This window comes from Pandoraea sp. ISTKB (assembly GCF_001721285.1).
GTDB classification, from domain to species: Bacteria; Pseudomonadota; Gammaproteobacteria; order Burkholderiales; family Burkholderiaceae; genus Pandoraea; species Pandoraea capi.
Window position 1 is genome coordinate 1 of the sequence record NZ_MAOS01000075.1, and the last position, 13643, is coordinate 13643.

Genomic DNA, 13643 nt, shown 5'->3' on the forward strand with positions numbered 1-13643 from the left:
ACCAACGACCCCCACCATGTCAAGGTGGTGCTCTAACCAACTGAGCTACGAGCCTAGAAAGACCGCGAGTATAGGGTGAATTTCAGAAGCTGGCAAGCGTTTCGCGAGAAATTCCTGAAAAAAGTGGGTGCGATGCTCATTCGCCGCGCTTGGCCGGCTTCGCTGGCTTCGTCGACTTCGCCCGCGTGCTCCTCGTGCGCCTTTTCGTTGTCTCTTTTGTTGCCTCTTTCGTTGCCTCGTTGCCTTCCGTCGGCTTCATGGGCGGGGGCTCCTTGGGTGCCATTGCCTCCCTCGGCTCCCTCAGCTCTCTCGACTCCTTCGTCCCGGACGTGTCGGCCGCCGCGAGCGGCGCTGCGACCGATCCGTTGCGCTTCGGCTTGATGCGCACCCAGATCCCCTTGTTGCTACCGCTGCCCGAGCGTTGCTCCACGTCGAACAACCCGATGGTCGCCACGAGGTCACTGAGTTTGCCGAAGCCGTAGTTGCGCGCGTCGAAGTCCGGGGCCTGCTTGGCGATGTGGCTGCCGATGGCGCCGAGGCTTGCCCAGCCGTCTTCGTCGGAGACGGCGGTCACGGCATTGCGTAGCAGTCGCACGAGTCGCGTGTCGCGTTTGAGTTCGGACGCACTGCGGCGTTTGCGCGGCGTGGGGGCTTCGTCGTCGTCAGGCTCGTCATCCTGGCGCAGCAATTCCGTGTAGATGAACTTGTCGCACGCGGTGACGAAGGGCTGCGGGGTCTTGCGTTCCCCGAAGCCGTACACGATCAGCCCCTGCTCACGGATGCGCGACGCGAGCCGTGTGAAATCGCTGTCGCTCGAGACGAGACAGAAGCCGTCGAAGCGCCCGGTGTAGAGCAGATCCATCGCGTCGATGATCATGGCGCTGTCGGTGGCGTTCTTGCCGACGGTGTAGCGAAATTGCTGGATCGGTTGAATCGAATATTCGAGCAGGCATTTCTTCCAGCCGTCGAGATTCGGTTTCGTCCAGTCGCCGTAAATGCGCTTGACGCTCGCGACGCCGTACTTGGCAACTTCGGTGAGCAGGCCTTCGACAATGGCGGGCGCGGCGTTATCGGCGTCGATCAGTACGACGAGCGTGGGGCCTTGAGCGGCCACGGGCGTTGTCACTGGCATGAAAGGGTTCCTTGGACGCGAAGACAAATGGGTGCGCAGGCGAAGACGCTTTCGATCCTCTCGAACGCCGTCTTCCCAACATTCGCGCATTATGGCCCGGAACGATGACCGCCACGCGTGAAGCGGTCCGGATTCGTACGGAACCGCTTCACGCGTCATCCCACCCGACGCTGCCCCAGCGGTGCGAACCACAGCACGGCGATACCCACGAGCAGGCTCGCGGCGGCGAACATCAACCCCGAGGTGAACGAGTGCGTCCAGTCCTTGAGTACGCCGACCACGATGGGGCTCAGCGCCGAGCCGAGATTGCCGACGGCGTTGATGACCGCGAGCCCGAGGGCGCGCGTGTGCGGCGCCAGACTGCGGTCGGGCACCGTCCAGAAGATGGCCATCGCCGTGTAAGCCCCGGTCGACGCCATCGCCACCCCGGCGAGCCGCAGCGACGGCTCCGGCGCGAAGCACGTCACGACCCAGCCGGCCGCCGAGAACAACATCGGCAAGACGAGGTGCCAGCGACGCTCTTGCAGACGATCGGAGCGGCGTCCCCACCAGATCATGCCGGCGATGGTGCAGACGGAAGGAATGGCGGCCAGCAGGCCGATGGTGACATTGCTGCTCGTCGTGCCGAAGCTCTTCACGATCTGCGGAATCCACAGCGACGCGAGCGAGAGCGTATTGACGAGACAGAAGTAGCCGAGCGCGAACTTCGCCACGCTCGGCGTGAGAATCGCACGCCACATGCTGGTGTCCTGCGCGGCGCGGGTGTTTGTACGTGAGCCTGCCAGTCGCGAGACGGCCGCGACGCGATCGCGCTCGATCATGGCGCCCAGCGTCTGCTTCTCGGCGGCGCTCAGCCAGCGCGCGTCGGCGGGTTTGTCGTCGAGATACCACCACGTCACGAGGCCGAGCAGCACGGTCGGCAGCCCTTCGAGCACGAACAGCCACTGCCATCCGGCCAGTCCGCCCACACCGTCGAGCCGCAGCAGATAGCCGGACGCTGCGGCACCAAGCGCGGACGTCACCGGCATGGCGATCATGAACCACGCGTTCGCGCGCGCCCGTGCAGCGGACGGAAACCAGTCGCCCATGTACAGCAGCATGCCCGGCAGGAACCCGGCTTCCGTGATGCCGACGATGGCGCGGATCAGGTAGAGGCTAGTGGCATCGTGCGCGAACATCGTGGCGCTGGACGCGAGACCCCACGCGATCAGAATCGCGCCGATCCAGCGACGTGCCCCGAACTTCACCAGCATGAGGTTGCTCGGCACACCGCACAGCACATACGTCAGATAGAAGACGGTCGATGCCATGCCGAACATCGTGCTGGTGAGCCCGAGATCCTGACTCATCGTGAGCGCGGCGAAGCCGACGTTGATGCGGTCGAGAAACGAGAACAGGAACAGCACGAACAGGAAGCCGAGCAAGCGGCGCGAAACCTTGCGCACGACGGCGCGCTCGGCCATCTCGACGAGTCTGTCGGACGCGTGCGAGTGCGTGTTCGTGTCGCCGGGCGATGTGACGGGCAGGGATGCGGCAATGCCGCCGGCAGCACCGGCGGCGGGCGTGATACGGCTCATGATGGGTGTTTTCTCCAGCGCTCCCCGCCTTGTGGTGTGTGGCGGTGTTTTGAATGCGGGCCCGCCGTCGTGGGCGGGCGCCGAAAGGAACGGTGTATCGGCTTGCGTGACGGATGCCTACGCTTGCGCAGCGGCCTGCTGGATGAGCGAGATCACGCGTTGCGGATCGCGAATCTCGTTGGCCAGCAGCAGGACGACTTTCGCGAGCAGCAACTCGCGTTTGGCTTCCGGCGCGGCATCGATCGCCAGTGCCAGCGTGTCGTAGATGTCTTCGAGGCCGGCGATGGCGGTTTGTTGGGCGGTCATGACAGGGCTTCCCTAAATGCAGTTCACGTAGCGCGTTGGAGCGCGATGGAGCGACGAGGCGGTGACGTCGTCGATCAGACGCGCGCCGTCGCCTGCGCGAGCGCATCGGCCAGACGTGTCGCGTCGAGCTTCAGCCAGCGGGCGCAGATGTGGTGATCGGGGCGCACGAGGTACGTCGTGCCGTCTTGCGCGCCGTATTTCGCAGCCGCGTGGCCCGTCGGATCCGGCAACGTCAGATCGGCACCGGCGACGCTGTGTCGCGACGGCGCGAAGGCAACGACTTTCACCGGCACACCGCGTTCGCGCCACGTCACGACTTCCTGACGGAGTGCGTCGTCGAACGGCTGGTCGCTGAACGTCACCAGATGGAAGGCCGCACCGAGGTGATCGTAGAGATAGTCGTTATCGCTGAGTTTCACGTTGGGTGCCGGCGCGCCGACCGTGGGGCCTGCCGCCATCGTCGCGTTGTCGTCGCTCGGGCTGTTGAGCGGCGAGTCGCGATAGTCGTGCGCGCGCGACGTGCGCCAATGGAACAGCGGTCGCACGAATTCGTGATCGAGGGAGAGATCGAGGACGGCGTCGCGCAGCACGCGAAAACCGTGCGAGGGCGGCGTCATGAAGCGGGTGCTCTTGCCGGCTTCCGCGATGATCTCGCGCGCGGCGCCCACGCGGTCGTGCGTGTACGACGTCAGCAGCGGTTCGGGGGCCGCGCCCTTGACGACTGCTGCCAGTTTCCACGACAGGTCGATGGCGTCCTGAAAGCCGGTGTTCGCGCCGCGCACACCGAAGATCGGCAGCAGGTGCGCGGCGTCGCCCGCGAAAAGGATGTGGCCGTGGACGTAATCGGGCAGTGTGAGCGCACGGGCGGAATACACCGAGCACCAGTCGAGTTCCCACGGCTTGCCGCCAAGGCCCATCATGTCCAGTTGCGCGTTGATGCGCTCGCGAATCGTCTCGGGTTGCAGTGCGTGTTCGGACGTCTCGTCGACCGGCAACTGATAGTCCACGCGCCAGATGCCGCCCGGCTCGCGATGCATCAGCACCGTGTTGCCGGGATTCCAGTCGGGCGCGAAGTAGGCAAGGCGCTCCGTCGGCAGATCGAGGTCGATGCGAATGTCGGCGATGACGAAGCGTCCCTCGTAGCTCGCGCCTTCGAAGCGCAGGCCGAGCGCGGTGCGGACCGTCGAGCGCGCACCGTCGGCTGCCACGAGCCACGTCGTGTGTTGCGTGTACTCGCCCTCGGGGGTGTCGATTTGCAGCACCACGCCGCCTTCACTGCCATCGTCCTGAGCCACGGGGGTGAGACCCACGAGCTTGTTGCCCCAGCGAATCTCCACGAGCGGTTCGCGCTCGATGGCGTCGACCAGATAGCTCTCGAGCACGTTCTGTTGCAGGTTGATGAGCGGCGCGAAGCGGTCGTCTTCGTCGACCGGCGACTCCATGCGGAACACGCGCTGGCCGCGATGGTACGAATTGCCGCTGGTCCAGGGCAGGCCGTTGGCGACGACGGCATCCGCCACCCCGACCGCTTGCAGAATCTCCTGCGAGCGACGCGTAAAGACGATGGCGCGGCTGCCTTCCGAGACCTGCTGTTCCGCCTGCAGCACGACGCAGCGCACGCCGTGACGCGCGAGCGCAAGGGCCGTGACCATGCCGATGGGACCGCCGCCGACGATGGTGACGGGCACCGTTGGCGCATCGCTTTGCGTGGCAGCGCGCGGATAGAAATGGGGATAAACGCGGTACGCGTGATAAAGCGACGCGCGCGGGGTGGTCTCTGGTTTATGCATGATGCGGCACCCGGAAAACGGCTCGGCGCACGGGCTGCGGATCCCTTGCCGACGCGAGCGCGACGCAGGGGCGCAAACATCACGCGCGAATGACGAATGGCGTCATCGAGCTTTAGTTGCTAACGCAACAATTCTAGTGTGCTAATGTTGCGTTCGCAACCAAATATCGACCCATTTCGTCTAGAGATAAACACTGAAATGCGGCCATCCCACAAATCGCTCGACCAGTTCCTGACGTACAAGATGCACCGCCTGATGAAGCAGCACGACCGGCGCATCTCGCAGTCGTACGCGGACGGCGCGCAGCTGAGTCTGGCGGAATCGCGCGTGCTGGCGGCCGTGGGGACGGCAGGGGCGTTGTCGAATTCGGAACTGGCGCGCCGCGCGAATCTGGACAAGAGTCAGGCGAGCCGTGGCGCCGACGGGCTGGTCACTCGCGGGTTGGTGCGTCGCGCACCGGACGATCACGACGGTCGCGCGGTCAAAGTCACGCTGACCCCCGAAGGCGAGCGTGTGTGGCGCGTGGTGATCGACGCCGCCCGCGCGCATTACGAGCAACTGTTCGACGCCCTCTCCGACGACGAGATGCGCGTGTACGAACGTCTGCTCGACAAACTGCTGCTGCGCTCGGACGAACTCGACGAGCAGGGGTGAGCGGCACGTAATGCTTTCACTGATGGCAAAGAAAAGGGCACCCGAAGGTGCCCTTTTTTGCTTCATGCGAAGCGTGATGAAGCGCAATGAGATCGCTATCGCGCCATCGTCATCCGGCTATCAACCAAACGCCAGCGTTTTCGTCAGATCGCCCGGCGGGTTCGTGCCGCGTGCGGCGAAGGCCGCGTTACGGTACGCAATGCCTTCGAGCGTCGGCAGGTCATGCAGACGCGTGACGAAGCGCAGGATCGACGTCGTGTCGTAGAACGTGTGATCGACGACGCCACGCTTGGCGAACGGCGAGACCACCATGGCCGGAATGCGCGAACCCGGACCCCAGCGGTCGCCCTTCGGCGGCGCGACGTGATCCCACCAACCGCCGTTCTCGTCGTACGTGATCACGACCACCATGTTGTTCCACTGCGGCGACTTCATCAGGTGTGCGAGCACGTTTGCCACGTGCTGGTCGCCCGACTCCACGTCCGAATACCCGGCGTGCTGGTTCAGGTTGCCCTGCGGCTTGTAGAACGTGACGGCGGGCAGCTTGCCGGCAATCGCGTCGGCGATGAATTTGTTCGAGATCGGGCTGTCGCCTTCACCGCCATCGCGCAAGTGCGTCTCGCGTGCTGCCGTGCCCGGTGCGAACTGGGCGAAGTAATTGAACGGCTGATGGTGGTACTGGAAGTTCGGCTTGTCCGCACCGCCCTTGTGATCGAGCGCCGACTGCCATGCCCCCGCGTACCAGGCCCACGACACCCCCTTGTTCGAGAGCAGATCGCCGATGGTCGCGTAATTCTGCGGCGGCAGCGTCGACGGGTTCGACGGATCGGCCAGATGCTTGTCGCCCGAGGCGGCAGGCTTGACCGGCGACGGCTGGTACGCCGGCATCATCGTGTTCACCGCGTAGTTGTCCGGCGTGATGGCCCCGTCGCGCACGAACTTCGGTTTGCCGTCGGCCGCCGAGGCCGGCGAGTCCGGCGCCACCGCCAGACGCACCCCTTGCGGGCCGTCGGCCAGTACGGCGATCTTGTCCTTGGCCGGGCTTTGCGCGGCGTTCGGATACACCGGCGGGCGTGCCGTCACGAGGAACTGGTGATTCAGGAACGAGCCGCCGAAAGCCGCCATGAAGAAGTTGTCGCACATCGTGTACTGCTGCGCGATCTTGTACATGTCGAGGGTCTTGGCCGTATCGCCGTAGTAACCCATCACCAGACCGCCCGAGTCGGCCCAGGCGGCGAACTGGTTGTTCGCGCCGTCGTTGATCTGCATCTGGTTCTGCCAGAACAGATGCCACAGGTCGCGCGTGATGACCGACTCCGGCAGCAGCTTGCCCTCGGTGTCCTTGAGCATGAACGGCGCGTTCGGTTGACGGGCGATGTCCTTCTCACCGATGTGATACTTCTTGCCGCCGATCATCTGCGAGCGCGGCACGAGGCCGTCGAAGACCGGGGGCAGCAGCGACATCGGCGTCTTGCCGTCGCGATCGAGCTGCGTGTAGGCCGACGCGGCAACCTTCGACAGCGGCTTCTCCAGACCGGGGAAGTCGGCGAACAGGTTGTTGAAGCTGCGGTTCTCGAGATAGATCACGACGACCGTCTTGACGTTCGCCTTGAGCTGGGCGTCGAACGTACCGCCGGCCGCGACGGCCGTCGGTGCACCGGCACCGCCTTCCGCAGCGCAGCCGCTCAGCGTGGCCCCGGCCGCGCCGGCAGCGCTGATAGCGGCCAGTCCCTGAAGGATGCGGCGGCGCGACGGGTTCGTCGGATCGTCTTCGTGCGAAAGATCGGTGTCGACCGAGGGATCGTGCGGCTGGGGTGTGGTGTCGTGCGTCATGATGTCCTTGTTTGACGTGTCGGGCAGTGGGGCGCGCGTGAGCGTCCGCGACCGGGCGGCAAGGACTGACGGACAACGGGCCGAAAAGCGGCGCACGCAACATCGTCAGCTTGCCCGGGGCGGGCGAGGCAAGCGACGTTTTTACGCGGGAATTGTGACGTTTCGGTGACATCGTCGCCGCGTCACGCAGAGCGAAACCTGGCGGGGAGGTCGCGTGTACCGATCAGGCCGACGGCGCAGCCTGACGGCCCGGATATCCCGTGTCCTCGAACAATCCCGTCTGGAACTGTTCGACCAGATCGTCGAGCAGTGCGCGCAGGGCGCTCGGCATCTGCTTGCGGGAGATGTACACGCCGTAGACGGTCATCTCGCGCGGCACGTAATCCGGCAGCAGCGCGCGCAGCGTGCCGTCGCGCAGATGCGGCAGCGCCGAGTACACCGGCTGCATCGAGATACCCGCGCCTGCGAGCGTCGCGGCAAACACCACGTTCACTTCATTGGCGGACAGATTGCCGCCCACGGGCACGCCGAGCGGTGCGCCGTTGTGCGTGAATTGCCAGAGACTCTTGCCGAAGTAGGTGTACGTGAGGCAGTTGTGAAGCGCGAGGTCTTCGGCGCGCTCGGGTGTGCCGTGACGCTGAAGGTAGGACGGCGCCGCGCACACCACCGAGTGGCAGGTCGCCAGCTTGCGGGCGATGAGACCGGGAGACGGCTCCGACGTGACACGGATCGCGAGATCGATGCGCTCGTCGACCAGATCGACCGTGCGGTCTGCCACCACGAGATCGATGGCCACGCCCGGATGCCGGACGATGAAGCGCGTGACGGCCGCCGCCAGAAACGCCTGCCCGAGCGACGTGCTGCACGCCACGCGCAACAGACCTCGCGGCGTGCTGTCGGCGTTCGATGCGCAAGCCAGATCGTCGGCGATGCCCAGCATCTCGCGGCAGCGCGGCAGGGCGTCGTTACCGGCGTCGGTGAGACTCACGGCCCGCGTGGTCCGGTGCAGCAAACGCGTGCCAAGCCACGCTTCGAGTTCGGCCAGATAGCGCGAGACCATCGCGCGCGACATGTCGAGACGCTGTGCCGCCGCTGTGAGCGAGCCGCGCTCAGCCACTTCGGTGAAGACCCGCATCGCAGTCAGACGGTCCATGATTTGCTCGATCGATGCAACAAAGTGATCGTCATTATGGGCTTTTTTTGCGCGAGTGGCGCGACTACGATGGCACTCATGGAAAGCGCCGAAGCCGTCATGTCTGGCATGCGAGGGCGGCGCCGCATCACCGAGGACACCCCGAAATGACCCAAGCTACTCTGCATTACATTGCCGACCCGCTGTGCGGCTGGTGCTACGCCGCCGCGCCGCTGGTGCGCGCTGCGCGTGACGTGGCCGGACTGAACGTCGCGTTTCACGGCGGCGGCATGATGGCCGGCCCGAACGTTCAGCCGGTCACGCCGCAATTGCGCAATTACGTCATGCCGCACGATCACCGGATCGCAGCGCTCACCGGTCAGCCGTTTGGCGATGCCTACTTCGAAGGCCTGTTGCGCGACCGCACGGCCGTGTTCGATTCCGCGCCGCCCACGGCGGCCGTGCTGGCTGCCGAAGCGCTCGCGGGGCGCGGTCTCGACATGTTCGCGGCGGTTCAACGCGCCCACTACGTCGACGGCAAACGCATTGCCGATCGCGACGTGCTGGTCGGTCTTGCTGCCGACCTCGGACTGGATCGCGAGGCTTTCGCGAGGGCGTTCGACGAACAGGATGCCGCGACGCTCATGCAGCACTTCCGCGACAGCCGTGCGTTGCTCGCCCGTGTCGGGGGCAGCGGCTTCCCGACGTTCGCGCTGGAGACCGACGGTCAGTGGGAGCGGCTCGAACCGGGCCGCTACCTCGGCCAGCCGGACGCGTGGCGGGATGCGCTTCGTGAGCGTCTGCTCGCCATTCAAGCGGCCACGGCGACCCATACGACTGCCGGGACCGCAGACGGATTGCCGCAGTGCGGCCCCGACGGCTGCGCGATCTGAGTCGCGGCGTGCGCCGTCTTACCGCATTCGCATTTCGAACACCCCCTCGCCTCCAGGAGAGTCCTGATGAAAGTCGCTTTGATTGGTATCACCGGCCGCGTCGGTACGCGCGTTGCCGAAGAACTGCTGCAACGTGGTCACACCGTCACGGGGATCGCGCGCAATCCCGAGCGTGTCGAAGCCGAAAACGGCCTCACCGTGGTCAAGGGCGATGCCGCAGACCCGTCGTCGCTCGCCCCGCTGCTCGCCGGGCATGACGCTGTCATCAGCGCCGGGCGCTTCGTCTCGATGGACGCCGCCAAGCTCATCGACGCCGTCAAGCGCGCCGGTGTGCCGCGTCTGCTTGTCGTGGGCGGTGCAGGCAGTCTGGAGATCGCGCAGGGCAAGGCACTGATCGATACGCCGGAATTCCCGGAGGCATACAAGCCGGAAGCGAGCGCTGGCCGCGTGTTTCTGCAAGTGCTGCGTGCCGAGCCGAAGGACTCGCCGCTGAACTGGACGTTCCTGTCGCCGGCCGCGCTGTTCGAACCGGGCGAGCGCACGGGCAAGTTCCGTATCGGCGCGGACGGTCTGCTCGTCGACGCCAACGGCAAGAGCTGGATTTCGATGGAAGACTATGCGATCGCGCTGGTCGACGAACTCGAGAAGAACCAGCACCCGCGTGCGCGCTTTACGGTCGGGTACTGAGCGCTGGAAGTCCTCGACGCCACAGTAATGACGGCAGCGCGCCGATGCCCGGTGCCCCGTGCGATCAGCGCGCCTGTCGGAATGTGAGGTTGTAGCGTACGGCCTGCGCGTCGAAGCTGCCTTCGACGCTGGCAATGCCGTGGTAGACGAGTCGCGAGGGGCCGCCCCACACGACAACGTCACCCGGCTCCAGCCGCACGCGCCGTGTCCGGTCGCCACGTTGCAGGCCACCCCACAGGAAGACGGCCGGCAACCCCAGCAACACCGACACGATGGGCGCGCCCAGCTCGCGTTCGTCGCGGTCCTGATGCAGCGTGAGACGCGCGTCGAGCGTGTAGCGGTTGATGAGGCAGGCGTCCGGTGAGAAGTCTCGGTAACCGGCCGCTTCCGAAGCCTCACGCGCCAGATCGACGAACGATGCAGGCATCGACGGCCACGGCTGCTTCGAGAGCGGATCGTGCGTGCCGTAGCGATATCCCATCTTGTCGCTGATCCATCCCACTTCCCCGCAATTGGTCATCGCGACCGACATCCGCTTGCCCCCCGGCGTCAGCCAGTGACGCAGCGGCGCCTGGGCAATCACTCCATCGATATCCGCTTGCAATGTCGTCAGACGCGAGCACGCGAAGCCGCGCAGCACGAACGCGCCCGGGCCGAGTTCGTCGGCTTTCGGGGCGTTGGGGGCGGTGTCGTCGGTGGCGTCGTTGCCGAAGAGGTCGAGCGTCATGTCACTTCATTGGGGGCTGCGGGGCTCTCACAGACATCGATGGACGGCAAGTCACGTCGCGTCGTGCAGGATCACGCCCAGCGTATGGCGCAGGCCACTGCGCACGCGGCTCACGCCGTGCCGCATGTTGACGCGGTACACACCGCGCGTGCCATTGACCGGCCGGTGATGCACGGCGAACACGACGGCGTCGCCTTGCGTGAGCGGCACGACTTCGGCGCGCGACTGCATGCGCGGACGTTGCTCCGTCAGCACGAACTCGCCACCCGTGAAATCTACGCCGGGCTGCGACAGCAGAATCGCCACCTGCAACGGGAAGACGTGATCCCCATAGAGGTCCTGATGCAGGCAATTGTAGTCGCCCGCTTCGTAGCGCAACAGCAGCGGCGTGGGGCGGCGCTGTCCGGCGTCGTGACACTGTGCGAGGTAGGTGCGATGCGTTGCGGGATAGCGGGTTTCGATGCCCATCGCCTTATGCCAGCGATGGGCGATCTCGCGTAGCGGCGCGTAAAACGCTTCACGCAATTCGGCGACGAGCGGCGGCAGCGGGTAAGCGAAGTACTGATACTCGCCTTGCCCGAAGCCGTGACGCGCCATCACTATCCGGCTGCGAAAGCGCTCGGATGTCGGCGCGGTGCTGCTTCGTCCATGCTGCCCGTTGGTGTTGCCGTACATCTCGCTAAGCGCGTCACACTCCTGCGCGCTCAGCAAGCCGGGAATGCGCGCCGCGCCGAAGCCGTTGAGTTCGTCTTCGAGCGCGGCCCAGTCGAGCGACGGTACGCGATCGCTCACAGCTTCACCTTGGCGGTGGCGTCGCCATGTTCATCGCGCTCATGAGCGAGCAACGCCCGTTTGCGCTCGACGCCCCAGCGATATCCGGAAAGCGCACCGTCGTTACGCACGATCCGATGGCACGGAATCGCCACGGCCAGCGTGTTCGAGGCACAGGCCTGCGCCACGGCACGCACAGCCCGAGGCGAGCCGATGCGCTCGGCGATCTGCGCGTAGCTGGCCGTCTCGCCGGCCGGCACGTCGCGCAGGGCTTGCCACACGCGTTGCTGGAAGGCCGTGCCGCGCACATCGAGCGGCAGCGACAGACCGACGTGCGGCGACTCCACGAAGCCTACGACCTGCGCGACCCAGCGCTCGAACTCGGCGTCGGCGCCGACCAGTTCGGCCTTCGGGAAGCGATCCTGCAATTCGCGCACGAGCGCTTCGGGATCGTCGCCGAGCGATATCGCGCACAGACCGAGCGAGGTCGCGGCGACCAGTAGTGCACCGAGCGAGCATTGCGCCACGGCGAAGCGAATCGATTCGGCCTTGCCGCCGGCGCGGAACGCGGCGGGCTTCATGCCGAGCAGGGCGTCGGCGCTGGCGTAGAAGCGGCCGTTGGAGTTGAACCCCGCGTCGTAGTACGCCGACGTCACACTCTCGGCGGCGGGCAATGCATCACGCACGCGCTCGGCACGACGCGCATTGGCATAGGCGCGAGGCGTCACGCCCGTCACCGAACGGAACAGACGATGGAAGTAGTGCGGGCTGAGACCGGCCTGTGCTGCAAGCGTCTCCAGCGTCGGCGGCACGTCGGCCGTCTCGATCTGACGGCAGGCGGCGGTCACCAGCGCGGCGTGACGCGCGTCGAGCGCGCCCTGATCCGGCTTGCATCGCTTGCAGGGACGAAAGCCTGCCTGTTCGGCCGCCGCCATATCCGCGTGGAACGCCACGTTTTCGCGCCGTGCGAGCCGTGCACCGCACGACGGGCGGCAGTACACGCCGGTCGTGCGCACGGAGTAGAAGAATTCGCCGTCCGCCTGCTTGTCGCGTGCCATGACGGCGGCCCATCTGGCGTCGTCGGTGGCGTAGCGGTGAGCGTCGGGCACATGACGTCCGTCGGCGTCCACCTGACGCGGACCTGCGGTGTCGCTACGTGGCATCGACGGACGTTTGGTGGTCATAGGATGAGGTTGCATCGCGAGAATCTCCCGAGGACTGATGACGAGCCTTCAGTCTAGGGAGTGGGTCGCTGTGCTGCGCTCCGTTTCTTGCTATTGAATTCGACGCATGACGTCGGACGCGAGGGTCAGACGCCGGGCGGCATGGTCGTGCCGAGTTTCGCGGCCAGGCTCATCACCATCACCAGCACGAGGGCCTCGATGGCCACCACGCGCGCGAAGGCTGACGTGTCGAGCGGTGTCTCGCCGGTATCGAGCGCCAGACGCGGCAGAAAGTGCCAGCGGTTCCACGCCCCCAGCAAGGCGGCACAGGCGACGAGCACGAGCTTCGTCACGAGCCATGCCAGATAGGGGGCATTCTGCGCCGAAAACCATAACGAGGCGTTCTCGCCGAGCGTTCGCCATGCGTTGAACGCCCCCGTCACCAGCGCGACGACCATCGCCAGCGTCGCCACAGACGACAGCCGGTCGCCGTACGCCGCGCGTGCGCCCACGGGCCAGTGACGCCAGCCCGGAATCGCGCATCCGGCGACGAGCAGCGCGCCGGTCCACGAAGCTGCCGCCGCGACGTGAAGCGTGTGAATGCCGATGGCGAGCCACGGCATCGACGCATCGGCTGCATGTCCGGTGCTTGCCCGCGCCAGCGCGAGGATCACGGCGCCGGCGGCATAGACCCACCGTGCATAACGCTCCTGAAGATGCTCGCGACGGTGGTGCCGGTCGCGCGGGTCGTCTGCGATGGGCATGACGGCACGCAGCCGACGGCGCGCGTCGTACCACGCCCATGCGCCTGCACACAGCAGCGCGGCGCCGAGTCCGGCGACCCATTGCGCGCGGCCGAAATGCGATTGTGTGAGGACCAGCCACACGTCGGCGGCCATGGCGGACGACGTCTCCCAGTCTCCACCGGTCATCGCTTCGGTGCTCGCGAGCACGTAGGCCAGCCAGGCGAGCACGGCC

General features: G+C 66.0%; 12 protein-coding genes and 1 pseudogene. 3 read left to right on the forward strand and 10 right to left on the reverse strand.

The window, feature by feature from the left end; translation table 11 throughout:
- Positions 1 to 211: 211 nt before the first annotated feature.
- The 4 genes and pseudogenes from A9762_RS24865 to A9762_RS24880 all read right to left on the reverse strand — a co-directional run.
- A pseudogene (locus tag A9762_RS24865) lies at positions 212 to 1132 on the reverse strand (NYN domain-containing protein); the annotation flags it as partial.
- Positions 1133 to 1287: 155 nt separating this feature from the next.
- Complete coding sequence (locus tag A9762_RS24870; protein ID WP_083254273.1) at positions 1288 to 2709, reverse strand: MFS transporter; 1422 nt, start codon at positions 2707 to 2709, stop codon at positions 1288 to 1290.
- 117 nt (positions 2710 to 2826) lie between these two features.
- Positions 2827 to 3015: a hypothetical protein gene (locus tag A9762_RS24875; protein ID WP_069344664.1), complete on the reverse strand. Its 189-nt coding sequence runs from the start codon at positions 3013 to 3015 to the stop codon at positions 2827 to 2829.
- Positions 3016 to 3089: 74 nt separating this feature from the next.
- A complete protein-coding gene (locus A9762_RS24880; protein WP_069344665.1) occupies positions 3090 to 4805 on the reverse strand; it encodes an FAD-dependent monooxygenase in 1716 nt (571 codons plus the stop codon).
- Positions 4806 to 5003: 198 nt separating this feature from the next.
- On the opposite strand from A9762_RS24880, the gene A9762_RS24885 reads away from it, so the two are divergent.
- On the forward strand, positions 5004 to 5459 hold the full coding sequence (locus A9762_RS24885; protein WP_069344666.1) for a MarR family winged helix-turn-helix transcriptional regulator: 456 nt from the start codon (positions 5004 to 5006) through the stop codon (positions 5457 to 5459).
- A 120-nt stretch (positions 5460 to 5579) separates the two neighbouring features.
- Here A9762_RS24885 and A9762_RS24890 read toward each other — a convergent pair whose 3' ends face one another.
- Both A9762_RS24890 and A9762_RS24895 read right to left on the reverse strand, forming a co-directional pair.
- Positions 5580 to 7292 (reverse strand): acid phosphatase, encoded by a 1713-nt coding sequence (locus A9762_RS24890; RefSeq protein ID WP_069344667.1) that lies wholly within the window; start codon positions 7290 to 7292, stop codon positions 5580 to 5582.
- 223 nt (positions 7293 to 7515) lie between these two features.
- Complete coding sequence (locus A9762_RS24895; RefSeq protein WP_069344668.1) at positions 7516 to 8445, reverse strand: LysR family transcriptional regulator; 930 nt, start codon at positions 8443 to 8445, stop codon at positions 7516 to 7518.
- 146 nt (positions 8446 to 8591) lie between these two features.
- Here A9762_RS24895 and A9762_RS24900 point away from each other — a divergent pair, with 146 nt between their 5' ends.
- A complete protein-coding gene (locus tag A9762_RS24900) occupies positions 8592 to 9317 on the forward strand; it encodes a DsbA family protein (RefSeq protein WP_069344669.1) in 726 nt (241 codons plus the stop codon).
- 66 nt (positions 9318 to 9383) lie between these two features.
- Complete coding sequence (locus tag A9762_RS24905) at positions 9384 to 10004, forward strand: NAD(P)-dependent oxidoreductase (protein WP_069344670.1); 621 nt, start codon at positions 9384 to 9386, stop codon at positions 10002 to 10004.
- Positions 10005 to 10068: 64 nt separating this feature from the next.
- Here the strand turns inward: A9762_RS24905 and alkB are convergent, their stop codons facing one another.
- The 4 genes from alkB to A9762_RS24925 all read right to left on the reverse strand — a co-directional run.
- On the reverse strand, positions 10069 to 10731 hold the full coding sequence (gene alkB, locus A9762_RS24910) for a DNA oxidative demethylase AlkB (protein ID WP_069344671.1): 663 nt from the start codon (positions 10729 to 10731) through the stop codon (positions 10069 to 10071).
- Positions 10732 to 10782: 51 nt separating this feature from the next.
- Positions 10783 to 11523: a 2OG-Fe(II) oxygenase gene (locus A9762_RS24915; protein WP_069344672.1), complete on the reverse strand. Its 741-nt coding sequence runs from the start codon at positions 11521 to 11523 to the stop codon at positions 10783 to 10785.
- On the reverse strand, positions 11520 to 12701 hold the full coding sequence (gene ada / locus A9762_RS24920) for a bifunctional DNA-binding transcriptional regulator/O6-methylguanine-DNA methyltransferase Ada (protein ID WP_256388790.1): 1182 nt from the start codon (positions 12699 to 12701) through the stop codon (positions 11520 to 11522). Before ada ends, A9762_RS24915 begins: the two co-directional genes overlap by 4 nt.
- Positions 12702 to 12811: 110 nt before the next feature.
- The coding region (locus A9762_RS24925) for a copper resistance D family protein (RefSeq protein WP_139133391.1) at positions 12812 to 13643 on the reverse strand (832 nt) is incomplete at its 5' end.

Bases quoted from the DNA above. Each gene is read 5' to 3' on its own strand.
- A9762_RS24870 (WP_083254273.1), bottom strand. From the start codon at position 2,709: ATGAGCCGTATCACGCCCGCCGCCGGTGCTGCCGGCGGCATTGCCGCA.
- A9762_RS24875 (WP_069344664.1), bottom strand. From the start codon at position 3,015: ATGACCGCCCAACAAACCGCCATCGCCGGCCTCGAAGACATCTACGAC.
- A9762_RS24880 (WP_069344665.1), bottom strand. From the start codon at position 4,805: ATGCATAAACCAGAGACCACCCCGCGCGCGTCGCTTTATCACGCGTAC.
- A9762_RS24885 (WP_069344666.1), top strand. From the start codon at position 5,004: ATGCGGCCATCCCACAAATCGCTCGACCAGTTCCTGACGTACAAGATG.
- A9762_RS24890 (WP_069344667.1), bottom strand. From the start codon at position 7,292: ATGACGCACGACACCACACCCCAGCCGCACGATCCCTCGGTCGACACC.
- A9762_RS24895 (WP_069344668.1), bottom strand. From the start codon at position 8,445: ATGGACCGTCTGACTGCGATGCGGGTCTTCACCGAAGTGGCTGAGCGC.
- A9762_RS24900 (WP_069344669.1), top strand. From the start codon at position 8,592: ATGACCCAAGCTACTCTGCATTACATTGCCGACCCGCTGTGCGGCTGG.
- A9762_RS24905 (WP_069344670.1), top strand. From the start codon at position 9,384: ATGAAAGTCGCTTTGATTGGTATCACCGGCCGCGTCGGTACGCGCGTT.
- alkB (WP_069344671.1), bottom strand. From the start codon at position 10,731: ATGACGCTCGACCTCTTCGGCAACGACGCCACCGACGACACCGCCCCC.
- ada (WP_256388790.1), bottom strand. From the start codon at position 12,701: ATGCAACCTCATCCTATGACCACCAAACGTCCGTCGATGCCACGTAGC.